Source organism: Massilia soli (assembly GCF_016809835.1).
Lineage (GTDB): Bacteria > Pseudomonadota > Gammaproteobacteria > Burkholderiales > Burkholderiaceae_D > Telluria_A > Telluria_A soli.
This window is the reverse complement of record NZ_JAFBIL020000009.1, coordinates 157052-180547: the sequence shown is the minus strand read 5'-3', so window position 1 is coordinate 180547 and position 23496 is coordinate 157052. Positions and strand designations below refer to the sequence as shown.

The 23496-nt window shown below is 62.0% G+C and carries 17 protein-coding genes; 9 read left to right on the top strand and 8 right to left on the bottom strand.

What is annotated here, in order from left to right:
• Window positions 1–11: 11 nt before the first annotated feature.
• The 3 genes from I4X03_RS21210 (at window position 12) to I4X03_RS21200 (ending at window position 7242) form a co-directional block, all read left to right on the top strand.
• Entirely contained in the window at window positions 12–3218 is a 3207-nt protein-coding gene (locus I4X03_RS21210) for a CusA/CzcA family heavy metal efflux RND transporter (protein WP_223470450.1), read from the top strand.
• Window positions 3219–3292: 74 nt separating this feature from the next.
• Window positions 3293–4276 (top strand): cation diffusion facilitator family transporter, encoded by a 984-nt coding sequence (locus I4X03_RS21205; RefSeq protein ID WP_223470448.1) that lies wholly within the window; start codon window positions 3293–3295, stop codon window positions 4274–4276.
• 314 nt (window positions 4277–4590) lie between these two features.
• Window positions 4591–7242: a heavy metal translocating P-type ATPase gene (locus I4X03_RS21200; protein WP_223470446.1), complete on the top strand. Its 2652-nt coding sequence runs from the start codon at window positions 4591–4593 to the stop codon at window positions 7240–7242.
• 329 nt (window positions 7243–7571) lie between these two features.
• Here I4X03_RS21200 and I4X03_RS23380 read toward each other — a convergent pair whose 3' ends face one another.
• Window positions 7572–7904, bottom strand: a complete 333-nt coding sequence (locus tag I4X03_RS23380) for a rhomboid family intramembrane serine protease (protein WP_223470444.1) — start codon at window positions 7902–7904, stop codon at window positions 7572–7574.
• A gap of 2164 nt (window positions 7905–10068) precedes the next feature.
• On the opposite strand from I4X03_RS23380, the gene I4X03_RS21185 reads away from it, so the two are divergent.
• The 6 genes from I4X03_RS21185 (at window position 10069) to I4X03_RS21160 (ending at window position 16962) form a co-directional block, all read left to right on the top strand.
• A complete protein-coding gene (locus I4X03_RS21185) occupies window positions 10069–10428 on the top strand; it encodes a hypothetical protein (protein ID WP_223470442.1) in 360 nt (119 codons plus the stop codon).
• Window positions 10429–10533: 105 nt separating this feature from the next.
• Window positions 10534–11760, top strand: coding sequence for a TolC family protein (locus I4X03_RS21180; protein WP_223470440.1), 1227 nt, complete (start codon window positions 10534–10536; stop codon window positions 11758–11760).
• On the top strand, window positions 11757–12305 hold the full coding sequence (locus I4X03_RS21175) for a hypothetical protein (RefSeq protein ID WP_223470438.1): 549 nt from the start codon (window positions 11757–11759) through the stop codon (window positions 12303–12305). Before I4X03_RS21180 ends, I4X03_RS21175 begins: the two co-directional genes overlap by 4 nt.
• 1 nt (window position 12306) lies before the next feature.
• Window positions 12307–13425, top strand: coding sequence for an efflux RND transporter periplasmic adaptor subunit (locus I4X03_RS21170; protein ID WP_223470436.1), 1119 nt, complete (start codon window positions 12307–12309; stop codon window positions 13423–13425).
• Window positions 13426–13432: 7 nt separating this feature from the next.
• Window positions 13433–16531, top strand: a complete 3099-nt coding sequence (locus I4X03_RS21165) for an efflux RND transporter permease subunit (protein WP_223470434.1) — start codon at window positions 13433–13435, stop codon at window positions 16529–16531.
• A gap of 56 nt (window positions 16532–16587) precedes the next feature.
• Window positions 16588–16962, top strand: coding sequence for a hypothetical protein (locus tag I4X03_RS21160; RefSeq protein WP_223470432.1), 375 nt, complete (start codon window positions 16588–16590; stop codon window positions 16960–16962).
• Window positions 16963–16983: 21 nt separating this feature from the next.
• Here the strand turns inward: I4X03_RS21160 and I4X03_RS21155 are convergent, their stop codons facing one another.
• Genes I4X03_RS21155 through I4X03_RS21125 form a run of 7 tightly spaced genes read right to left on the bottom strand, consistent with a single transcriptional unit; the run spans window position 16984 to window position 23291 of the window.
• Window positions 16984–18378, bottom strand: a complete 1395-nt coding sequence (locus I4X03_RS21155; protein WP_223470430.1) for a sensor histidine kinase — start codon at window positions 18376–18378, stop codon at window positions 16984–16986.
• Complete coding sequence (locus I4X03_RS21150) at window positions 18375–19040, bottom strand: response regulator (RefSeq protein ID WP_223470428.1); 666 nt, start codon at window positions 19038–19040, stop codon at window positions 18375–18377. Before I4X03_RS21150 ends, I4X03_RS21155 begins: the two co-directional genes overlap by 4 nt.
• A 21-nt stretch (window positions 19041–19061) precedes the next feature.
• Complete coding sequence (locus I4X03_RS21145; protein WP_223470422.1) at window positions 19062–19712, bottom strand: tetratricopeptide repeat protein; 651 nt, start codon at window positions 19710–19712, stop codon at window positions 19062–19064.
• 29 nt (window positions 19713–19741) lie between these two features.
• The gene (locus tag I4X03_RS21140; protein WP_223470420.1) at window positions 19742–20542 is read right to left on the bottom strand and encodes an SDR family oxidoreductase; all 801 of its coding nucleotides are present in this window, start codon (window positions 20540–20542) and stop codon (window positions 19742–19744) included.
• A gap of 1 nt (window position 20543) precedes the next feature.
• On the bottom strand, window positions 20544–21203 hold the full coding sequence (locus I4X03_RS21135; protein WP_223470418.1) for an iron-containing redox enzyme family protein: 660 nt from the start codon (window positions 21201–21203) through the stop codon (window positions 20544–20546).
• Entirely contained in the window at window positions 21203–22678 is a 1476-nt protein-coding gene (locus tag I4X03_RS21130; protein WP_223470409.1) for an AMP-binding protein, read from the bottom strand. The genes I4X03_RS21135 and I4X03_RS21130 overlap by 1 nt, the downstream gene beginning before the upstream one ends.
• Complete coding sequence (locus I4X03_RS21125; protein ID WP_223470407.1) at window positions 22662–23291, bottom strand: thermostable hemolysin; 630 nt, start codon at window positions 23289–23291, stop codon at window positions 22662–22664. Before I4X03_RS21125 ends, I4X03_RS21130 begins: the two co-directional genes overlap by 17 nt.
• Window positions 23292–23496: the final 205 nt, after the last annotated feature.

Sequence of the window (23496 nt, the reverse complement as noted above, 5' to 3'; positions counted from 1 at the left end):
GGAGAAAACAAATGTTTGAACGAATTATCCGCTTTTCCATCGAACACCGATGGCTTGTAATTCTCGCTGTGGTCGCGATGATGGGTATTGGCGTCTACAGTTACCAGAAGCTGCCCATCGACGCGGTCCCGGATATCACCAACGTCCAGGTTCAGATTAATACTTCAGCGCCTGGCTACTCGCCTCTGGAAACGGAACAGCGCGTAACGTTTCCCATCGAAACAGTCATGGCAGGTCTGCCGAATCTCGAGCAAACACGTTCATTGTCGCGGTATGGATTGTCGCAGATCACAGTCATCTTCGATGAGGGAACGGACATCTATTTTGCGAGGCAACTGGTTAATCAGCGGCTTCAGGAAGCAAGGGAGCGTCTTCCTGCAGGCGTGACGCCAATGATGGGGCCGATTTCGACAGGCCTGGGTGAGATTTACTTGTGGACCGTCGAGAGTGAACCTGGGGCGAAAAAGGCCGACGGCACGGCGTATACGCCGACGGATCTGCGGGAGATCCAGGACTGGATCATTAAGCCTCAGTTACGCAACGTACAGGGTGTAACCGAGATCAACTCGATCGGCGGCTATGCGAAGGAATACCACGTTACGCCAAGCCCCACAAAGCTCGCTTCGTACAGCCTCACCCTGAACGATATCGTTACCGCGCTGGACCGCAATAACAATAACGTCGGTGCCGGCTACATTGAGCGGCGCGGCGAACAATTTCTGATTCGCGCCCCTGGCCAGGTTCGTACTGTCGAGGACATACGCAACGTTATTCTGAGCAACGTGCAGGGAGTTCCAATTCGGATCCGCGATGTCGCTAATGTAGAAATTGGCCGAGAACTAAGGACTGGTGCGGCCACCGACAACGGTAGGGAAGTCGTTCTCGGCACCGTGTTCATGCTGATCGGGCAAAACAGCCGCGTTGTCTCCCAGGCTGTCGACAAAAAGATGGCGGAGATCAACCGCACCCTTCCGGCCGGGGTGAAGGCTGTCACGGTGTATGACAGGACAGTGCTGGTCGATAAGGCGATCAATACGGTGAAGAAGAACCTGCTTGAGGGCGCGGTACTGGTCATCGTCATCCTGTTCTTGTTCCTTGGCAATATTCGTGCGGCCCTAATCACGGCCATGGTCATTCCATTGTCCATGCTGTTCACGTTCACCGGAATGGTCACGTACAAGGTCAGCGCAAACCTGATGAGCCTTGGTGCCCTCGACTTCGGCATCATTATTGACGGTGCTGTCGTCATCGTCGAAAACTGTGTCCGGCGCCTCGCGCACGCACAGGAACACCAGGGGCGCCCGCTGACACGCACAGAACGATTCCACGAAGTGTTTGCCGCGGCCCAGGAAGCGCGACGTCCTCTCCTGTTCGGTCAGCTCATCATCATGATCGTCTACATCCCGATCTTCGCACTGACCGGGGTCGAAGGAAAAATGTTCCACCCAATGGCATTCACAGTCGTCGCCGCACTTGTTGGTGCGATGATCCTGTCGCTGACATTCATCCCCGCTGCGGTCGCCTTGTTTATCGGCGAACGGGTCGCGGAAAAGGAAAACTTCCTGATGGGCTATGCGAAACGCGCCTACACGCCGTTGTTGGCAAAAGTCATGCGCAATAAGGCTGTCGTGGTCACTATTGCCGTTGTCCTTGTTGTCCTGTCGGGAGCCCTTGCAACACGGATGGGTAGCGAATTCGTGCCAAGCTTGAACGAAGGCGACTTCGCCATTCAAGCCCTGCGCATTCCTGGAACGAGCCTGACGCAGTCGCTGGAGATGCAGAAACAACTTGAGGCGGGATTGAAAGCGAAGTTTCCCGAGATTGAACGCGTTTTCGCCAGGACGGGCACCGCCGAAATCGCGTCTGACCCCATGCCGCCCAATATTTCCGACGGTTATGTCATGCTGAAACCGGAGAGTCAGTGGCCCGCACCCAAGAAAACGCGGGACGAACTCCTTGCGGCCGTTCAAGCCGAAGCGAACAAGTATCCGGGAAACAGCTATGAGTTTTCGCAACCAATTCAGCTGCGTTTCAATGAACTGATCTCCGGCGTCCGAAGTGATGTGGCCGTCAAAATATTCGGCGACGACATGGACGTGTTAAATGACACGGCGAATAAGATTGCAGCCGTGCTCGGCAGAGTGGCAGGCGCCACCGAAGTCAAGGTGGAGCAGACGACCGGGTTGCCGATGCTGACTGTGAATATCGATCGCGAGAAGACGGCGCGATACGGTCTTAATATCGGCGACGTGCAAGAGACTATCGCCATTGCCACCGGCGGCAGCGACGCAGGTACGATGTTCGAAGGCGACCGACGATTCGACATCATCGTTCGGTTACCGGAAGATCTTCGCACCGATCTGGACGCCTTGCGTCGCCTTCCTATCGCCCTGCCCGGCCCATCCGCATCCGGCCCAGATGGCGAGGCCGCCGTCAGTTATATTCCCCTGGCAGAAGTTGCGACACTTGATTTCGCGCCGGGGCCAAACCAGATCAGTCGCGAGGACGGAAAGCGACGGATTGTGGTTAGCGCGAACGTTCGCGGGCGAGACATTGGTAGCTTCGTCCCTGAAGCCGAAAAGCTCATTCAGAACGAAGTCAAGATCCCACCGGGCTACTGGACCAGCTGGGGCGGCACGTTCGAGCAACTGCAATCCGCCACCCAGCGTTTGCAGATTGTCGTTCCGCTCGCCCTCTTCCTTGTCTTTGTTCTTTTATTCGTGATGTTTAACAACGTCAAAGACGGCTTGTTGGTATTTACGGGCATTCCGTTTGCACTGACCGGCGGCATCCTGGCGCTATGGCTGCGCGATATCCCAATGTCGATTTCTGCGGCCGTCGGGTTTATCGCGTTGTCCGGCGTCGCCGTCCTGAACGGCCTTGTCATGCTGTCCTTCATTCGCACTCTCCGCGAAGAGGGAATGGACCTGGACCAGGCAATCACGGTTGGCGCGCTCACCCGTCTGCGCCCGGTCCTCATGACGGCGCTTGTCGCATCGCTTGGCTTCATCCCAATGGCAATAGCGACCGGCACCGGTGCCGAAGTGCAGCGCCCGCTCGCCACGGTGGTCATTGGAGGAATTATTTCATCGACCATCCTGACGTTGCTGGTCCTTCCACTGCTCTACCGTTTAGCGCATGGAAAAGACGAGAGTCTTGAGGATTTTACCCGCCATGCAGAAACGGACGATTACGTGAAACCACTACCTCAGCAGTAACATAAACCTTGCCTTTTCGGGCATCGATCAGACACGTCGATGCCCGGTTAAACCGAAAAATGAAAGGAGCACCATTGAGCTCGAATCATTCTCACGAAGTAAGCAAAGGCCAAAGCGAGAAACCGCTGTGGATTGCCCTCGCGTTAACGGGATCTTTCCTCATCGCCGAGGTGGTGGGGGGTATCCTTACCAATAGCCTCGCGCTCATTTCAGATGCATCACATATGTTCACGGATGCCGCCGCCCTCGCCGTCTCGCTCGCGGCGATTCGGATCGGGCGCCGACCTGCCGACAACAAGCGCACGTTTGGATACTATCGTTTCGAAATTCTCGCTGCCTCCTTCAACGCGATACTGCTTTTCCTCGTCGCGATGTACATTATTTTCGAGGCATATCAGCGCATCGGTAGTCCGGCAGAAATCCAGTCGGGAACAATGCTAGTGGTCGCTTCAATTGGCCTCGTCGTTAATCTCATCAGCATGCGTCTGTTAGCCGCCGGAAAAGATGAAAGCCTTAACATCAAAGGCGCCTACCTCGAAGTCTGGAGCGATATGCTTGGCTCGATTGGCGTTATTCTGGGGGCGATACTGATAAGGGTCACCGGCTGGTCCTGGGTGGACTCGGTAATTGCGGTGGGAATCGGCCTTTGGGTTCTGCCGAGGACATGGGTATTGCTCAAGGAAAGCGTCAACGTTTTGCTTGAAGGTGTTCCGGAGGGCGTAGGCGTCGAGGACATTAAGGCAGCGTTACTCGGGCTTGCAGGTGTCGTCAATCTGCATGAATTTCACGTCTGGTCCATCTCGAGCGGCAAATCCAGCCTGACCGTCCACCTCGTCAGCAGCGAATCACCTGAACGCTGGCCTGCGGTCATTGCAAATGCGAAGACTTTGCTCGCAGAGCGCTTCGACATCCATCATGTGACGATCCAGCTGGAGAATTCGGTCTGTGATCAAGGTCTGACGGACCATTTCTATTCCCCCGGTCCGCCGAGTGATGCTGCCGACTCGGCGGCCCGGGCGGATCGCGCCATGCGCCTGCGCCAGGGAGGGACCGATTGATGGGGCACTCAGACCTCGAAGACAAAGCGTATTTAATTATGCTGATTGGCGCGGTGGTGTGTGTTTTGGGGATTTTCCTCTTCCTGAAATGGTTCGACGCGCCGGCAAAGGGAAAGCCCTCAAAAAAGGTCCTGTCCCCCACAACACACGACGATCGCAAGCGGAAAGGCAAGCGAAAGCCACACCGATGATTCAACTAGAGCCCCACTTCTGACGCACGAAGTCGGGTCACGTGCCCTACGTGCGATGAAGCGATTCGCAGAAATTTCGCCAAGCACCAGCTCCCTATTCCAAGCTCGACCTCCGAGAATAATATGACTAACACTGCCAAGTTACGACTCGAACTACCCTTAATTCTTCCTGGAATAGACGACCAGCGGGATAAGTGCGTCGCGCGTCTCATTGCTGCCCTAGAGGGGAGGCCGGGCATTTCCGGTGCTCACATTCTCCCGGAGTTACCGACGACCGGACCCGAGCTTTGTCTGCACTACGACCCGGCGGAATTTTCCTTGGCAAGAGTGAAGGAAATTGTCCATTCTTCCGGCGCCGAAATTTCCGCGCGATACGGGCACCTGACACTGAAGACCAATTCGCCGATGCATGCGCGTGCAGCGCGTTCCATCGCCGACAGTCTTCGCGCCACGCCGGGCGTCATGGAGGCCGAGGTGGCACCGTCGGGAGTCGTGCGCCTCGAATATGACCGTTCTGTCGTTTCCGAGCGCGATCTACTCGACAAAGCAAGTCTCCTGGGCGTCGTTGGAACGAAAATTCCGGTGCGTGTACACGAGCCATCGACGGTTCTCCCGACCTCAGCAGGTGGCATCTTGGCTGCGAGGACTTCGGCCGCTGAAACTTCCGCGCGTTCTGAAGGCGCGCCTGGTGACTCCGAGGCGCCCCATGACGATCATGACCACGGCAGCCATGCTGATCATGCTCATGAGAAAAAGGGTAGTCATGCGGGACATGACCATGACCATGGCGGACCATTTGGCGAAAAATCCGAGCTCGCGTTTTCGTTGATAGGAGGGGCTCTACTCGCGAGCGGATGGCTGTTGGGTCGAAACGAAATTGGCCCGGTCTGGACTGCCACAGCGTTTTATGTCGCCGCCTACCTTGCGGGCGGATACTTCACTGTCAAAGAAGCGATTGACAACCTTCGGGCTCGTCGATTTGAAATCGACACCCTCATGCTCGTGGCCGCCGCCGGAGCGGCGGCTCTTGGCGAATGGGCCGAAGGCGCGCTGCTGCTGTTTTTGTTTAGCCTGGGTCATTCCCTTGAACATTATGCGATGGGGCGTGCGCGCCGCGCCATCGAAGCGCTGGCAAAACTTGCCCCGGAAACGGCCACCTTGCGACGTGACGGCGGCACGACGGAAGTGGCGGTTAGCGCCTTGCAAATTGCCGACATTATCCTGGTGAGGCCGAATGAGCGGATCGCAGCCGACGGTGTGGTTGTTGTGGGCACGTCCAGCGTCAACCAGGCGCCGGTTACCGGAGAAAGCGTCCCGGTGGATAAGCAGCCCGTCGCCAACGCGTCGGCTGCCCTCGCTGCATTCGATCGTACCAGTCCGGAAAACCGCGTTTTCGCCGGGACGATAAACGGGGCAGGCGCCATTGAGGTCATGGTCGCGCGTCGGTCCGAGCAATCGACCATGGCACGGGTCGTCAAGATGGTGACGGAAGCTGAAGCCCAGCGTTCGCCTACCCAGCAATTTACAGAGCGTTTCGAGCGAATCTTTGTCCCGACAATCCTGGCGCTAGTCACACTCTTGCTGTTCGCGTGGGTTGTGATTGATGAGCCTTTTTCGACAAGCTTCTACCGCGCGATGGCGGTCCTGGTGGCCGCAAGCCCGTGTGCGCTCGCCATCTCGGTCCCGAGCGCGGTCCTGAGCGGTGTCGCGCGAGCCGGCCATGGCGGTGTACTGGTGAAAGGCGGCGGGCCTCTCGAAAACCTCGGCACGCTGACGTCCATCGCCTTTGACAAAACCGGCACCCTGACCGAGGGAAAGCCGCGGCTGACGGACATTGTTGCCGTAGCCGGGGTGGACGAGAAAGAATTGCTCAACGTCGCCCTGGCCGTTGAAGCGCAAAGCGATCACCCTTTGGCCATCGCGGTTGTTTCCGGCGCCCGTGAACGTCTGGGCACCGGGGTGGTCACGATAATCGCAAGTAACGTCAAGAGTATTACCGGAAGGGGCATTCAGGCCCAGGTCGATGATGAGGTGGTTCACATCGGCAAGCCAGTCCTGTTTTCGGAACTGCCCGACTCCGCCCTCCCCGCCACATTGGCCGCCGAAAACCAGCGGTTGGTCGATGGCGGGCGATCGACAATGATTGTTCGAAAGGGGCAACGCTTCCTTGGGGTCCTCGGCGTGATGGATACACCAAGGCCTGGGGCCGCCCAGGTCATGCATGAGCTGCGCGCATTGGGTATTGAGCGCCTGATCATGATTTCGGGTGACAACCAGCAAGTCGCCGATGCTATCGCCACAAGCGTCGGATTGACCGAAGCGCAAGGCGATTTAATGCCGGAACAGAAAGTGGATGCCATCAAGGCGCTGCGCGCGAAACACGGCAAGGTAGCCATGGTCGGCGACGGGGTCAATGATGCCCCAGCGATGGCAAATTCAACCGTTGGGATTGCAATGGGCGCGGCCGGATCCGATGTCGCTCTGGAAACGGCCGATGTCGCGTTAATGGCGGATGACTTGGGGCAGTTGCCGTTTGCGGTCGGACTCTCGCGAAGCACCAGTCGGATTATCAAGCAGAATCTTTGGGTGAGCCTCGGCGTCGTCGCGGTGCTCATTCCCGCGACGATCCTGGGCCTGAACATCGGAACAGCCGTCCTGTTTCACGAAGGCTCCACCTTGCTCGTCGTAGTGAATGCACTTAGGCTTCTCGCATATAAAAAGGCCCCGGCCAGCCAAGCATCCGTTCCCAACGGTGTCCTGGCAGCCGACGCATAGCCATCGCCAAACGTGCGCGTCCCCTGTGGGTCGCGCGGCAGCTGGAGAGCCTGTCCGTTGGGCCACCAATGAACGAGACATGTGAGCAAGCGAAGCCTCTTAAGCTGCTAACGAACTTGCCATGAGCCTGACTGGACTGACCGGTGCTACAGGCTCACCGCTCGTGGAGTTTGCAATGGCGGTACTTGCACGTCAGAGGGGCAACAGGTCGGTCGGGTTTAGAAGATGCATGCTAGGGCCAACCACACCCTCATCGAGCTGATAGCGCGTCGATGTTGTGCGTCCAAATGATTTTTGGCTGGAAGCTAGCCGGTACTCTGGACCGGATCCTATGCCACGCGAGGCACACGATGCGGGATTGCGGCAGCTGCGCCTGATGTAAGCCGGGTGTGGTGCCCGGTTGCGTCGACATGATCGTCGGTCAGAACGAACAGCATGACGATCAGTAGGAAAACAGCTGCGTACCCGGTGAAAGCCTTCTGCTTTGATGTATGAAGGCTAAGCAGGTACGCGAACAAAAAAAGTCCGATTGACGCGGGAATCAGTGACGATACACCAGCCATTCCGGTCGTCCATCGCAGGACCAGGACAACCGTTATAGTTTCTGCAAAGCCCGTGGCCAAATACAAGATGATTCTTTGGGTTGGGGACGTTATGCGCATGGTCCTATCGTTCAGTGGTACCGAATGTACGATTATAGAGGGCCTTAGGGGCTTGCTATGTCACGCTAAGGTATGAGATGCAATGCGGAAATATGGCAAGCCAGAGACCGCGTAACGAGCGATGCTTTTCTGTTAGCAAGGCTATGATGCTTTGCGTATTGTGCCGCGCCCCTTGCAAAAAGCAAAGTGCTGAGTGACAGGTGCCATATCGTGCCCAATAGATGCGCTACCCAGTGCTTCAGCCAGGACTTCCTCCCAGGTAACGCGTCCACGCGCTGGCCCGGCGAGTTGGTAAGAACCGGGGTATTCGAATTTCTTAACCGATCGGAGCGCCAATGGTACAAATCACGGATGAGATTAAGGTAGGGATCGATGCCCCAATCGTCCTGTTTGGTGGAACGTCCTCGAATCTCTCGATCTTGCGCTGCGGACCTGCGAAGAGTTTGTCCGCGTCACCGCGAAGCTGGGAATCATGCATTTCAAGGGAGGCGAGGGAAAAACTGGAATGAACTCAGGAATTCGGAGAGCTCGACCAACGTTTACTGGATCATCGGCACACTGAAACAGTCCACCGAGCTCGTTAGCGTGAACGTGCTTGCGGAACCTTGCGGTCAGGGAACGCGCGGTCCCCGCATCAACCTCGCGGGACTTCGTGTTCGCCTGGCGATTCCTGGTTTTCATCTCGCCCACGAAACGCTTGCAAAACGCTCGGTATGAGGGGCCTTCGACAGGCGTTCTTTCACACCTTTTGAAGAGCCTGCCTATATGGAGGCGGGCCGCAAGAAATTTTTCAACCAAGCTCAATGCTCCCTTTCTCACCGGATGAAACGCTACAGGCAGACACTAACCGTAGCTGGCCAATGCCATCAGCGGCGGGGCTATTCATCATGACGCTGAAAACCAGCAGCGAACGCGCATATGGCTCTATTGTCGCGCAGCAACACGCGAGAGCGCCAGCGAGTTGATCAAGGCGACGTTAAGTCAAATAAGCTAGAGGCTTCCAATTGCCATAGTCTTCGGGGCAAAAGTGCAGCTATTGCCTGTCAGAATTTCTGCCTGCGCTTTGTGTGATTGAGCTTCTTCAAGGCAAGCTTATGGTCCCCGAGCGCTAGCTGATTCGCTCCTATCGAACGCCGGGGTCAGCGTGCTCCCCGGATATTTGCTCTCGCAAATATCCTTTATTTCGTTTTATTCCAGTTCAAATAAAGGCGACTAACGCCCGCGCCAGGCCGGCGGACCGCTGTGCTAGTTATAGTTGCGGTGCACGACCAAATCAAAACCACGGTTGCCTTTCCAGCGCAATCAACATGGCGGACCATCAGGTTGCCGTTGTGGGTATTGATCTGCCCGACGCGTTCCCGCGTCGGCTATTCCTGGATCGAACCCGCCTCGCGCAGACCGGGGGGGAACTCGTCCGCTGAGCTGGTGTGCACCGGTAAATAATGCCCTATGGCGGTGATCGCGTCGGGTGGAACATATGGGAAAGTCTACTCAGATAACGCATGGAAATCCCCGGTCATAAGATGATTAACAGAAACATGGTTGATAAAAGATTATATTCCATTTAGGTCCTCGGGGAATTGATGGGGACAACGGCTGGGTTCGACGACACAACTTTTGGCGGGCTAGGCATGGGCGATTACAGGCAAGGGCCTGCGCAAAAAGGCATCTGGGAGCGTATCGCCGTCGACATTGCCCCGAGACAGGGCGCCCGGACAAGTGAACGAGTTTTGGCATTGGTGGGGTTCAGCGTGCCCCACCTATAGATTTTGCAGGTAGACCAGCAAGCGGAGACATTGAAGCATCCGCGTCCCCGCGGCAGCACACTGAACGACTGTTTCACCTGTTTGGGGTTGGCGCGCCGCGCAAGCTTCTCCTATGTATCAGTCTTATGCCGCCCCCAATTCCAAGGCACGCGAAATAAGCGCATAAGGCGCGAAAATTCGCCTCGACAGAAGATTCAGGTCCACTAAGGATCGCACTCGCGTCGCAAGGACTATTACGTGTTTCGTACATTTTAGCCATGAATTTGCGTAAATTCGAAAACACGTAAAACCAGTGTCATTATTTCCGACGAGTCAATACATTCAAGGCCTTAGCTCGAAAAAACGGTACTAAGACTTACATGCGAGCGTTATAATTCAGCCGTATTTCAAGGATCCCCGTGCGACGACTCATCTGTCTCTTGCTGCTGATGTGCCTGCCCTTGCAAAGCTTCGCCTTGCAAGCGGGATCCTTCGTGTTCGGTGCCGATGTGAACCTGGCGCACGAAATCGCGCATGAAGAACAAATTCAGCATCACCATCACGACAATGACGATTCCGTCCATTATGACGACTCCGACGAGTCGGCCCAGCACACCCTGGATCATTCCAATTGCCAGCAGCCTGCCGGTGTGTGGATATCAAAGCAGCCACCATCGCCTGACCAGCTCGGGTCAATAACCGCGCCCGAATTTTCCTGCTTCATTCCCGATCCCTACCTGGACAGTCCGCTTCGTCCGCCTGTCCTCGCCCTCGGCTAAGCCGCCGAGGGAGATTACCTACGTAATCCACACGCCCGGGCCGCGATGATGTCGCGTCCCGGCGCACGCCCTCGGTGATTGTTTCAATCATCCGTCGGAGTACACATGCGCGTTGCTCGCTTGTCCTTTTTTATTGCCGCTGCCGCAGTCGCGTGGCCGTGTCTTGCCGTCGCCGCACCCGCAGCGCCGCCCGTCGGCGCGGCAACCCTGAAATCCGCCGTCGAGGGCGCATGGTCGCGCTCGACCGCCCTGAGCACCCTGATAGCGCGCCAGGACGAAACGGCTGCCGCCCGCGCTTCCGCACGCTCGTGGATTGCCGGCTCGCCAACCCTGGGCCTTTCGCAACGCGCGGACCGCGGCGCCAGCCTGCGTGACCAGCGCGAATCGGAGGTATCCGTGGCGGCGCCGTTGTGGCTGCCCGGACAGAGGTCGGCGCGCGAAGCGGCCGCCGCGCGCAGTACCGAAGAGGTATCGGCCCAGCTGCGCCAGGCGCGCCTCGAGATTGCCGGCGAGGTGCGCACACGGCTGTGGGAGGCTGCCGCCGCCCGCGAGGCGCTCGCTGAGAAAGAAGACCACCTTCATCACATGGAAGATTTGTCTTCCGATGTGGATCGCCGCGTAACCGCTGGCGACCTGGCGCGCAGCGACGGCCTGCTTGCCCAGCAAGAGGTACTGGCCGCGCAGGTGGACGTCGCGCTTGCCAGGACCCGTGCGGCCGAAGCGCTGGCGCGCTACCGGGTGCTGACCGGCATCGCCGACCTGCCACCGCTGGAACCAGAATCGTTGGTCCACGCAGTGCTACCGGCAAACGCCCGCCTAACCGCCGCCCGGGCCACCGAATTGCGCGCGCAGGCAGGTTTGCGGCTCGCCGAGGCGACCCGCAGCGCTGCGCCAAGCGTTGCCATATCGGTGCGCCGCGAGCATGAGCGCAACCTGGGCGAACCGACCAACAGCATCGCACTTGCCGTGCAGATTCCGCTGGGCAGCGAGGCGCGCAATCGCCCGGCGGAAACGCTGGCGCGCACCCAGATCGCCGCGGCGGCGGCCGAAGCGGCCCAGGCGGAAGCCCTGGTCGAATCGGATTCTGCCCTGGCCCAGGAACAGCTGCGCAACGCGGAGGCGGCACTGGCCTCTGCCACACGCCGCGCCGCCGCAATGCACGAACACACGGCCCTGATCGAAAAAGCATTCCGCCTGGGTGAACGCCCACTCGTCGAGGTGTTGCGCTCGAACGCGCTGACGCACGAGGCCGATGTGGCAGTACGCCAGCAGCGCGTGGCGCTTGGCCTGGCGCACGCCCAAGTTAATCAAGCACGAGGAATTCTTCCATGAAGTTGTTGACCACATTCTTGTTCGCGCTCTCGGTCGCGTCCGCCGCATTGGCATCTCCCGGCGCCCACGGCCCCAACGGCGAACACCTCGATGGTGCGGTCGCCACCGCCGAAGGCGGCACGTTTCCGCGCATCGAGACGTTTACCGAATCGTTCGAACTGGTCGGCCAACTTTCGGGCGGCGAGCTGTCGATCATGATCGACAGGTACGAGACCAATGAACCGGTGCTGGGGGGCACGCTGGAAGTCGAGTACAAGGGCCTGAAGGCGCCGGCAAAGTTTCACGCCGACCTTGGCGACTATGCGATCGACAATCCCGCATTGCTGGCAGCCCTGTCCAAACCCGGCAGCCATCCCTTGTTGTTCACCTTGATTGTGGGCGACGAAAGCGACCTGCTGGAGGGCACGCTGGTTGTGAACGAGATTCATGGCGAGGAACACGAGCACCTCAATGCCTGGCCGTGGGTGACCGGGATCGCCATCGCGGCAGCCATCCTCGCGGCCGTGGTCTTTGCACGCCGCCGTACCAACCGCAAGGACATCTGAGATGACATCATTCCATTACCGACTCGCCGCCTGCGTGTTGAGCGCAGCGCTGGCCAGCCCTGCCCTTGCCTCTCCCGGCGCCCATGGCCCGAATGGCGAGCATCTCGATAACCAGGTAAGCGGCGCAGGCGGCGGCCTGGCGCGCCTGCCCGACGGCAGCGTGAATGTGCCGAAGCTGGCCCAGCGCCGCATGGCAATCCGGACGCTTATGGCGCAGGAAGCCGAGCATCCGCTGACGGTCGAGCTGAACGGCCGCGCCAGCATCGACGCGAACGCGGGCGGCCGTGTCCAGGCGCCGTTTTCCGGTCGCATCGAGCCAGGGCCAGCGGGCCTTCCGGTTGCTGGCCAGCAGGTTCGCAAAGGCCAGGTCCTGGCCCGCATCCGCCCGGTCGACGGCGCGATCGAGCGCGGAAACCAGGCCGCCCAGCTGGCCGACCTGCGCGCCAACCGCACCATGCTGGCCAGCCGTGTGAAGCGCCTTGAATCCCTTGAAGGCACGGTGCCCGCCAAGGACATCGAGGCAGCCCGGGCCGAACTGGCCAGCGTCATCGGCCGCGAACGCGCCGTGGCGGCCTCCATCGGTGGCGTCGAGAACATTAGCGCGCCCGCCAGCGGCGTGATCGCCAGCGCGTCTATCCTGAATGGGCAAATCGTCGAGTCGCGCGAGGTGCTGTTCGATATCGTCGATCCCGCGCGCATGCTGGTCGAAGCGCTGGCGACCGATGTGTCGCTTGCCGGCCGCATTAGCGAAGCCACGCTGTTGCAGTCCCCTTCCGTCAAGCTGACCTTGCTGGGCGGCGCACGCGCGCTGCGCGATGGCGCCCTGCCCCTGAACTTCCGCGCAAGCGGCGGCGATCTCGGCCTTGCGATCGGGCAGCCGGTGACCGTGCTCGCCAAGTTGCGCACCACGGTCAAAGGCATCGCGTTGCCAGCCGAAGCGCTGGCGCGCAACCCGGCTAACGAGACGGTGGTCTGGATCAAATCCGGGGCCCAGCGCTTCATCGCGCTGCCGGTGGAGGCGAAGGCGCTCGACGCCAAAACGGTGGTGATCGTTAAAGGGCTGAGCGGCGACAATCGCGTCGTTGTGTCCGGCACCGCGTTGATCAACCAGATCAGGTAAGCGGCGCATGTTCAATTCCATTGTGAGCTTTAGCCTGAGAAACCGGCTGTTCGTGCTGGCGGCCGCCCTGCTGCTGATGATCTACGGCGCCTTTACGGCCTGGCGCACGCCGGTCGATGTGTTCCCCGATCTCGACAAGCCAGTGGTGACGGTGCTGACCGAGGCCGGCGGCATGGCCCCGGAGGAAGTCGAGCAGCTGGTGTCGTTCCCGATCGAGACGGCGCTTAACGGCATGCCTGGGGTCACCCGCGTGCGCTCGGTCTCCGGCGTGGGGCTGTCGATCGTCTACGCCGAATTCGACTGGGGTACCGACGTCTACCGCAACCGCCAGCTGGTGTCCGAGCGCATCGCGCTGGTTAAGGAGCAGCTACCGGGCGACCTTGCCCCCATGATGGGGCCGGTGTCGTCGATCATGGGCGAAATCATGCTGATCGCACTGCCGATCGATGTGACGGTGACCGATCCGATGAAGGCGCGCGAATACGCCGACTTCGTGCTGCGCCCGCGCCTGCTGTCGATTCCCGGCGTGTCGCAGGTGATTCCGATCGGCGGCGAAGTGCGCCAGTTGCGGGTGGAGCCGGATACCGCTCGCATGGCCCAGTTCGGTATCTCGCTCGACCAGGTCACCACCGCACTGCGCGGGTTCGCAGCCAACACCAGCGGCGGCTTCATCGACCTGAACAGCCGCGAATACCTGATCCGAAACCTCGGCCGCACCAACAAGCTGGACGACGCCAAGGGCCTGGCGGTCGCATACCGCAACGGCGCGCCCGTGCTGCTTGAACAGGTTGCGACGGTGCGCTATGCGGCCGCGTTCAAGCGCGGCGATGCCGGCCTGAACGGTAAACCGGCGGTCATCGTCAGCGTCCAGAAGCAGCCGGCTGGCGACACAGTTCGCCTGACCCGCGACATCGAAACCGCGCTCGCCGAGCTTAAACAGGGGCTGCCGAAGGGATTGGCGGCGCCCGTGGTGCTGTTCCGCCAGGCTAACTTCATCGATTCCTCCATCGGCAATGTGGTGGAGGCGCTGCGCGACGGCGCCATCCTGGTCGCGGTCGTGCTGTTCGCCTTCCTGCTCAGCGTGCGCACCACGCTGATCTCGCTGGTCGCCATCCCGCTGTCGCTCGGCGTCACGGCGCTGGCCTTCCACCTGCTTGGCCAGTCGATCAACGTGATGACCCTCGGCGGGTTGGCGATTGCCGTCGGCGAACTGGTCGACGATGCGGTGGTGGACGTCGAGAACATCGTGCGGCGCCTGAAGCAGCGTGGCGAGAGCGGCCTGTCGGTGCTTGAGGTGATCTGGCGCGCGTCGGTCGAAGTGCGCTCGGGGATTGTCTACGCGACCGTCATCGTGGTGCTGGTGTTCGTGCCCCTGTTCGCCCTGCCCGGCATCGAGGGCCGCCTGTTCGCGCCGCTTGGCATCGCCTACATCGCGTCGATCCTGGCGTCGATGCTGGTGTCGATGACGGTCACGCCGGCGCTGGCGTATTACCTGCTGCCGCGCATGAAGCGCCTGCACAAGGGCGACAGTCCGGTGGTGCGGCGCCTGAAAGCGTGGGATGCCGCTGTCCTCAACTGGTCGTTCGGGCGCATCCGCGCGATCCTGGCGCTGGCGTTGATTGTCGTGATCGCCGCCGCGGCTTCGGTGCCGTTCTTCCCGCGCGCATTCCTGCCGGCATTTAACGAGGGCTCGCTCGTCATGGGGATGACCTTCACGCCCGGGACCTCGCTGGCGGAGGCCAACCGCATGGGCGCACTGGCGGAAACCCTGATTGGCCAGGTGCCCGAAGTAACCAAGGTCGGGCGGCGCACTGGACGCGCCGAACTCGATGAGCACGCCGAGGGTGTGCATTCGTCCGAGATCGACGTCGACCTGAAGGCCTCCGGTCGCAGCCGCGAGGAAGTCATGGCCAGCATCCGCTCGCAGCTGGCCGCCATTCCGGCATCGGTGGCGATAGGACAGCCGATTTCGCACCGTCTCGACCACCTGTTGTCGGGCGTACGGGCCCAGATCGCGTTGAAAATCTATGGCGACGACCTGGACACGCTGCGCGGGCTGGCCGACGGCTTGCGCGCGTCGCTGGCTACGGTCCCGGGACTGGTCGACCTGTCGGTCGAGCGCCAGGTGCTGATCCCCCAGATCAAGGTGCATGTCGATTACCGCAAGGCGGCGCAACATGGCCTGGCGACCGGACAGGTGCTGGCCGTACTGGAAGCGCTGGCCGAAGGCACGCGCGTGACCCAGATCATCGACGGCGCGCGCCGCTTCGACCTGGTCGTGCGCCTGTCCGATGCCAACCGTTCGCCCCAGGATCTGGAAAAGGTCATGATCGACAGCCCGGCCGGACGGATTCCGCTGTCGTCGATCGCCACCGTCGAAGAAGGCGATGGCCCCAACCAGATCGGGCGCGAAAACGGCCGCCGGCGTATCGTCGTGTACGCCAATACCGATGGCAGCAACATGTCCGACGTGATCGCCGATGTCCGCCAAGCGGTTGCAGCGGCAAAGCTTCCCGATGGCTACTTCGTCAGCATTGAAGGCCAGTTCCAGGCGCAGGAGCAGGCGCAGCGGCTGATCGTCGGCCTGTCGCTGGCGTCGCTGGTGCTGATCTTCCTGGTGCTGTATTCGCGCTATCGCTCGACGACCTTGGCTCTCATCATCATGGGCAACATTCCGTTCGCCCTGGTGGGCAGCGTGATCGCCATGTGGATCGCCGGCGTGTCGCTGTCGGTGGCGTCGATGGTCGGCTTCATCACGCTGGCCGGTATTGCGACGCGCAACGGCATCCTGAAGGTCAGCCACTACGTGAACCTGTGCAAGTTCGAAGGCGAAACCTTCGGCTGGCCGATGATCGTGCGCGGCTCGCTCGAACGCCTGACCCCGGTGCTGATGACCGCCCTGGTGGCGGCATTCGCCTTGCTGCCGCTGCTGTTGGCGGCCGACGCGCCGGGCAAGGAGATCCTGCATCCGGTGGCGGTCGTCATCTTTGGCGGCCTGATCAGCTCGACGGTGCTCGACTCGCTGCTGACGCCGCTGATTTTCTGGCTGGTGGGACGCGCGCCGCTCGAAGCGCTGGTCGGCTCGGACGAAAAGGAAGCATTTTAAGATAAGGGCCTGGTGGCGGCGCCCTTCCTGAGCCGCCACACTCTTGGAGAAATAGAATGAAGAAATTGATCGCACTCGCAGCTGTTGCTGCAACCCTGGCCCTGTCGGGCAACGCGGTGGCACACGGCAGCAAGGCCAAGCATGGCGGCATCGTGCAGACTGCGGGCGACCTGTCGTTCGAACTGGTCAGCAAGGATGGCAAGACCACGATCTTCGTCGACGACCATGGCAAGGACTTGCCGACGGCAGGCGTCAGCGGCACCTTGACCGTGCTGAAGGGCGCGCAAAAAACCGCGGTGCCGCTTGAAGCTGCCGGCGGCAACATGCTGGTGGCGAAAAGCGACGCGGTACTGGCAAAGGGAAGCAAGGCCGTTGCCGCGGTCACCTTGGCAGACAAAACGGTTGTCAGCGTGCGCTTCGCGGTGAAGTAGGCGATCTTGGAAGCGGGAGCGTCACGCGCGCCATAGAGGCAGCGACAGCTCGACCGCGGTTCCCTGCCCGTCAGCCTTGCGGCCGATGACAATCGTGCCGCCGTGCTGTACCGCGATTTCCTTGACGATCGCCAGGCCCAGGCCATGCCCGGCCCCGGCGCGGCCCGACAGCCGGTAGTAAGGCATGAAAATCCGCTCCAGCTCGGCATCCGGGATTGGCGTGCCGTCGTTGCTCACGGTCAGTCGCGCCAGCCCGTCGCGCTGGCGCACCGTCACCGCGATGTCGCAGCCAGGGCTGCCGTGCACCGACGCATTGTCGATCAGGTTCTGCAGCAGCCTGCCGAGCTGCTCGCGCTGGCCCCAGACGATGCAATCCTGTTCCACTTCCAGGCCGATGGTCTGGTTGCGCCGCTCGACCAGCGGTGCCAGCGTGCCGATCACGTCGCAACATACCTCGGAAAGCGCAACGGCCTCGCTGGTCTCGCCCCCTCCCCCGGCACTGATCCTGCCCAGCGCAAGCAATTGCTCGGCCAGCTTGCTGGTCCGGCGCACCGCCGTCATGGCGCTGTCGAGCGAGCGGCTGCGTTCCTGCTCGGACCCGGCACGCAAGGCGTTTTCAACGTGCAGCTGGAGGCCGGCTATCGGCGTGCGGATTTCATGGGCGGCGGCGTTGATGAACTGCTGCTCTCGCTCGTAGGTCAAGCGCATGCGCTGCAGCAAGTCATTGAGCTCGGTGACGATGGGCGCCAGCTCGACGGGCGTGGCCGGCAGCGCGATCGGGTCGAGCGACTCGGGACGGCGCGCGGCGATGCGGTTGGCAAGCTCGCGCAGCACGCCCATATTGTGGCCAAGCACAAAGTTGACCGCGCCAAGCATCAGCAGCCCGCCTATGGCCAGCGGCATCAGGATGGACAGGCCGATGGCATGCGCCATCTCCTGGCGCACTTCTTCTTTTTCCGCCATCAGGATCCAGACCGAGCCCGATCGGAGCGCAAACACTTCCCACATCGCCGAGGCGATCGTATTCTGGCTGAAGCCCGCCGCCAGCTTGCCGAGCGGCGCGGCGGGCGCCGAGGCCGACCGGGCCAGCAGCACGCCGTCATCGCGCCATACCTGGAACGCCACCTTGGTTTCGTAGCGGTGCCCGAAGCTTTGCGGCTCGTCGCTGCTGGTGGTTTCCAGCTCCTTGGGCAAGGCAATGACCAGCGGGCGCTCGATCGTCGCATTGCTCAGCTGGTGCGCCACCAGCGCTTCCAGCACCCGCGCCGAGGTCGCCAGGCGCGCGCTGAACAGTTCTTCCGATTCGTGGCGCGCGACCGCATGCGCGCCAAGCCCGATGCCGGCAAAGATCAGCAGCATGCAGGCGACCGTGGCGACGATCATGCGCCGCCGCAGCGAATACAGGCCGCCGCTCATGCTTCCGGCAGACCGATGCGGTAGCCGACCCCGCGCACCGTTTTAATGGCGGAGGGCGAAAGCTTCTTGCGGATATGATGCACATGCACGTCGATGGTATTGCTTTCCACGCCTTCTCCCCAGCCGTACAGCGATTCTTCGAGCTGGGCGCGGCTGAACACCCGCTGCGGGCTCTCCGCCATTTTATGGAGCAGCATGAATTCCATGCGCGCCATCTCGACCGGCTTGCCTTGCCAGGTCGCGCTCAGGCCGTCCAGGTCGAGCTGCAGCTCGCCCAGTTGCAGCTGGTTGACCGACTGGCCGCTGCGGCGCCGCATCAACACGCGCAGGCGCGCCAGCAATTCATCCAGTTCGAACGGCTTGATCAGGTAGTCGTCGGCGCCCAGGTCCAGCCCGGCGATGCGGTCGCGGGTTGCGTCGCGGGCCGACAGGATCAGCACCGGCGTCAGGTCGCCGCGCGCGCGCATCGCATGCAGCACAGCCATGCCGTCGCGTTTGGGCAGACCGAGGTCCAGCACCATCAGCGCGAACTGGTTGTGGGCCAGCGCCTCGAGCGCGGCGTCGCCGTCGCGCACATGCTCGACCGTGTAGTGGGCCCGGTACAAGGCCAGCACCAGGCCCGAGGCCAGCAGTTCGTCGTCTTCAACCAGCAATAATCGCAATTGGATCGCCCTCCCCGGCAATTATTTCCTTTTAGCGGCTATTTTGTCCAGCAATTGCTGGATTTCCTTGCGGCGGCCATCGTCAGCCACCTTGCGCCCCGGACGCGGCGGCGCCGCCAGCGCCTTGCGCAGCGATTTCTCGGCCAGGTCCAGCTCGCCCTTGCGGAACAGGAATTCACCGTAGAAAAAGTTCGGATCGATGCCATCCGGATTAATCGCCAGGCCCTTTTTGAGCATTTGCTCGGCCTTCTTGTCGTCGCCGAAGCCCACCGGCCATCCCGGCACCTGGTAGTACAGCGATCCGAGGCTGGTATAGGCCGAACCGGCAAGCGCGTCGGGGTTGACGGACAAGGCACGCTCAAGCGTCTTCTTGGCCGATTTGACGCTCGACAGCGCCCCCAGGCCACCCTTGGCGCCCGCATAGGTCGACTCGATGATGGCGTCCCAGATCATCAGCTCGGCGCTGTTGGGGTTCTGCGCCAGCAGGCGCCCTGCTTCGGCGCTCAGGCGTTCCATGCGCGCTTCATGCTCGGCTGCCGGCAGTTCGTACTTGATGTGCTCCCATTCCTGCTGCAGTTTGGTAACGTCTTCCGGCACCCCGGCAAACACCGGCAATGCCGCCAGCAGGATCGCGCCGACGGCGGCGCGCAGTGTTGAAAGGGAAATGTGCATGAGTGTTCTCCTGGATAAAAGTGATCGTATTACTTGGGTAAATGTTTCCGAATAATTGGCAGCTGGGCGCGAATGGCCCCGTCGGGCAGCCCCGGCAGCAAGGCATTGACGAGCGAAAAGAAGCGTTCCTTCGCGCCCAGCGTGCGCTGCCATGCGCCGCCATCCAGGAAGCGCAGCAAGGCAGCCGCTACGTGTTGCGGCGTGTCCTCGGCGGTCTTCAGTTCACCGTTCATGGCGTTCACGGCGTCGCTGTTGATCGCCGTGCGGGTGGCACGCGGGGCAAAATAGCGCACCGCGACATGGCTGTCGGACAGTTCGCGCCGCAGCGCCTGGCTGAAACCCTTCAGGCCCGCCTTGGCGCCGCAATAGGCGGCAAAGCCTGGAAAGCCAATCGCGCCGAACACCGAGCCGACATTGACAATCTGGGCCCTGGGTTCGGCCATCAGCATCGGCAACAGGCGGCGCGTGAGCAGCATCGGCGCCAGCAGGTTGGTCGCCAGCAGGGTCTCGATGACGTCTGGCTGCTGGGTGGCGAAGGCATGGAAGTCGCTGACGCCGGCGTTATTGACCAGCAGGTCGATGCCGCCAACCCGGCGCCCGCAAGCGGCGATTTCGTCCAGCGTGGCCGCCTCGGTCAGATCGCCGCACACGATATGCACCGCGCTCCCTTTCAGGCTGCGCGCCAGCGCTTCGAGCGCCGGGCGCTGGCGTCCGACCAGGATCAGCGCCTGGCAGCGCGGCGCCAGCTCGGCGGCAATCGCCGCGCCGATGCCGCCGCTGGCGCCGGTCAGCACGGCGCGCCAGCGCTGTGGTGGCGTGTTGGCGGCCATCTCAGTCCTCCAGCGCGGCGGGCAGGCTGCGGAAGATGTCGCCGTACAGGCCGTACATCATGCGTGCGCAGTGCACCACGGCCGCGCGGTCGGCCGCGTCGTCGAGCCGGTTCATCAAGCCTTCAAAGAAGGCCACGTGTTCCAGGTCCAGGCTGCCGTGCGAGGTCAGGTAGCTGAAGGCTGCGGGCGGCAAGCCAAGGGCGCCCTGGATGGTGGATGCCGCGTGCGTGGCCAGTGAAGTGCTGGTGCCTTCGAGCACATGCACCATGCCGAAGAAAGCGACCGGGTTGTTGCGGTCGATCTGGTGATAGGCATAGGCAACCATCAATTCGGTGCTGCGGTTGGGCGTGCCGTGGCGGACGAGCTCAGGGTCGGCGCCGCACGCGGCGATATCGGACAAGATCCATTCCTGGTGCCCGAGTTCTTCTTCGATGTACTCGGCGATGGCGTTGCGCAGCCATTCGTGGCGGCCGTCCAGTCGCGCGCCGCACGCCATCAGCAGGGGCACGGTATGCTTGACGTGGTGGTAGGCCTGGGTCAGGAAGGCAAGGTACTGGCCGCGCGTGATCTCGCCGCGCAGCGCTTGTTCGATGACGGGAATCGTGAACAGGGCGTGGCGGTCAGCTGCGGTTTCAGCTTGCAAGGTGTCGAAAAATTGCATCAAATGGTCTCCGTTGCGTCAAATAGGGCAGCAATGTGCTGTCGGTAATGGTGTTGGATGCTGGCGCGGCGCGGCCGGCCGTTGGCGGTAGCCTGGCCATTCGCCGTCGTGAATGGGGCGGCCAGTTGCCAGCGCGTGATGCGCGCGTAGTCGGGCAGCCCGGCGTTGGCCAGGTCGACGGCGGCCTGGATCTCGGCCATGCTGTCGTGGCTGGGCAACGGCACGATGAGCGCGGCAAGGTAGGGCTGGCCGTCGCCTACCACCAGCGACTGGGCCACGCGGCCAGTGCCTGACAAGGCCGCCTCAGGCCACTCGGGCGAGACGTTGCGGCCAAAACCGGTGATCAGGATGTCCTTCTTGCGCCCGTCGATGGTCAGGAAGCCGTCGGCGTCGAGGTGGCCCAGGTCGCCGGTGGCCAGCCACATTGCGCCGGCTTCCGGCTGGCCGAGGTAGCGCGCAAGCACGCCGCCGATTTCGATCTCGCCGTCCGGCGCGATGCGCAGACTGCGCCCGGACAGCGCGCGTCCCACGGTGCCTGGGCGCGACGCACCCGGCAGGTTCAGCGCGACGACCGAGCTGCACTCGGACAAGCCATACCCTTCGTAGACGGGAAAACCGGCGCGCGCCGCCGCGGCCAGCAGGCCGGCCGGGGTCTTCGCTCCGCCCACCGCCACGAAGCGCAGGCTGGCCATGCGGGCGTCGCCCGGCTTTGCCGCCGCCACCAGGGCCTGCAGCATTTGCGGCAGCACGATGATGCTGTGAGCGCCATAGCGTGCGACCGCATCGAGGCAACGCTGGGGATCGAAGCCGCTGGAGCCCGACATCCCTACTTCGGCCAGTGGCGGGCAAATGGTGGTGGCGCCGCTCAACAGGGCTGTATAGGGGCCGGCAATGTTTTCCAGCAGGACCGCAAACGGGAGCAGGCACAGGTGGCGCCGCAGGCCAAGCGAGGCCAGTCCGGCGTGCAGGGCGCTGGCCACATCGGCTTGCTGGCCGGCGCTTAAGCACACGCCCTTTGGCGTCGATGTCGTCCCGGATGTGAAGGTGATTTTCTGGACACCGTCCAGCCCGGGCGCCGGCGCGGCATCGCGCTTCTGGCACAGCGCCAGCGCGCCCGCACTTCCCACGACCTCGGTGAAGCCGAGCGACGCGGCCTGCTGCGGCTGGGCGCAAAATACAGCCTGCACCCCGCTTTCGGCAATCACATGCAACCATTGCGCGGGTGTGAAGAACAGCGGCAGCGGCACCAGGGTGAGGCCCATCTGCCGGGTGCACAGGTCGACCGCCAGCCAGTCGGGCGAATTGTCCGCCAGGATCGCTACCGGCGCCTGCGGCGCGCTGCGCTGCTCCAGCGTGGCGCGCAGGAGCGCGATTCGTTCGTGCAGCATGGCGGCGGTCCATGGCCCGCCCGCGCCGTCAAGAACGACGGTGTCGGCGCTCAGCGAGTCAAGCAAGGGGTCAGGCCAGCTGTGCATAGCCGTACCGGATATCGCCGAACATCACCTGCGGCTGAGCGTTGTAATAGCTGCCCCAGCGGCGGCCGCCGTCCGGCAGGCGGTGCGGATCGGCGGCGGCCAGCACGCCCGGCTTGAGGCGCAGCCGGGTGAAGGAATTAAGCAGGCTGGTGGTGGCGGTGAACGCCACCCAGTGCAAGCCCTGGGCATGCAGCAGGCGCGTCATGCTGACGATCAGCGCGCGCGCGGCGCCCGGATGGGCCGCCGCCAGGTTCCCCACTTCGACGATCTCGGCGCGTGCTACCGGATGGCCCGCGCGGGCGCCGATGGCCTGTTCCAGCGGCGCATCCAGGTACTGTTCGAGGAACAGCGGGCCATCCTCGCCCAGCGAATAGCCGAGCGCGGCGATCCACTGGCCGCTGCCATCGCGGCAGCCAAGCAATGTGTCGCAAAAGTGGCTGAGGATGGCGCCGTAGGAGGCGTGGAAAGACTGGGCGATGAACGCTTCGAGGCTGGCGCGCGCGGGGTCGCCGGCCCGCACATACTCGACGCCGTCGCTGATGCGCCGCGGGGCGCGCACGGCATTTGGTCTGGCGCTGGGGGCGCTTGCCCCGGAAACCATATTCGACAGCATGATGATCCTCCCTCGTTGACTTGCTTGGGAGAAGACTATGCAGCGAACATTAACCCTGCATTAAGCGGCCAGAACGATTGCGCTCCCGATGCCGCAACGGCGCCTTTGGCGCGCGCTTGACCTGCCGCAGCGGGTGCGGTTGGCCACGCCCGTTTCATTCAAGCTGCATTGCCCATGTAGAATAGGCGCCAACTACCCACCAAGG

Bases quoted from the DNA above. Each gene is read 5' to 3' on its own strand.
- I4X03_RS21210 (WP_223470450.1), top strand. From the start codon at position 12: ATGTTTGAACGAATTATCCGCTTTTCCATCGAACACCGATGGCTTGTA.
- I4X03_RS21200 (WP_223470446.1), top strand. From the start codon at position 4,591: ATGACTAACACTGCCAAGTTACGACTCGAACTACCCTTAATTCTTCCT.
- I4X03_RS23380 (WP_223470444.1), bottom strand. From the start codon at position 7,904: ATGCGCATAACGTCCCCAACCCAAAGAATCATCTTGTATTTGGCCACG.
- I4X03_RS21180 (WP_223470440.1), top strand. From the start codon at position 10,534: ATGCGCGTTGCTCGCTTGTCCTTTTTTATTGCCGCTGCCGCAGTCGCG.
- I4X03_RS21175 (WP_223470438.1), top strand. From the start codon at position 11,757: ATGAAGTTGTTGACCACATTCTTGTTCGCGCTCTCGGTCGCGTCCGCC.
- I4X03_RS21170 (WP_223470436.1), top strand. From the start codon at position 12,307: ATGACATCATTCCATTACCGACTCGCCGCCTGCGTGTTGAGCGCAGCG.
- I4X03_RS21165 (WP_223470434.1), top strand. From the start codon at position 13,433: ATGTTCAATTCCATTGTGAGCTTTAGCCTGAGAAACCGGCTGTTCGTG.
- I4X03_RS21160 (WP_223470432.1), top strand. From the start codon at position 16,588: ATGAAGAAATTGATCGCACTCGCAGCTGTTGCTGCAACCCTGGCCCTG.
- I4X03_RS21155 (WP_223470430.1), bottom strand. From the start codon at position 18,378: ATGAGCGGCGGCCTGTATTCGCTGCGGCGGCGCATGATCGTCGCCACG.
- I4X03_RS21145 (WP_223470422.1), bottom strand. From the start codon at position 19,712: ATGCACATTTCCCTTTCAACACTGCGCGCCGCCGTCGGCGCGATCCTG.
- I4X03_RS21140 (WP_223470420.1), bottom strand. From the start codon at position 20,542: ATGGCCGCCAACACGCCACCACAGCGCTGGCGCGCCGTGCTGACCGGC.
- I4X03_RS21135 (WP_223470418.1), bottom strand. From the start codon at position 21,203: ATGCAATTTTTCGACACCTTGCAAGCTGAAACCGCAGCTGACCGCCAC.
- I4X03_RS21130 (WP_223470409.1), bottom strand. From the start codon at position 22,678: ATGCACAGCTGGCCTGACCCCTTGCTTGACTCGCTGAGCGCCGACACC.
- I4X03_RS21125 (WP_223470407.1), bottom strand. From the start codon at position 23,291: ATGCTGTCGAATATGGTTTCCGGGGCAAGCGCCCCCAGCGCCAGACCA.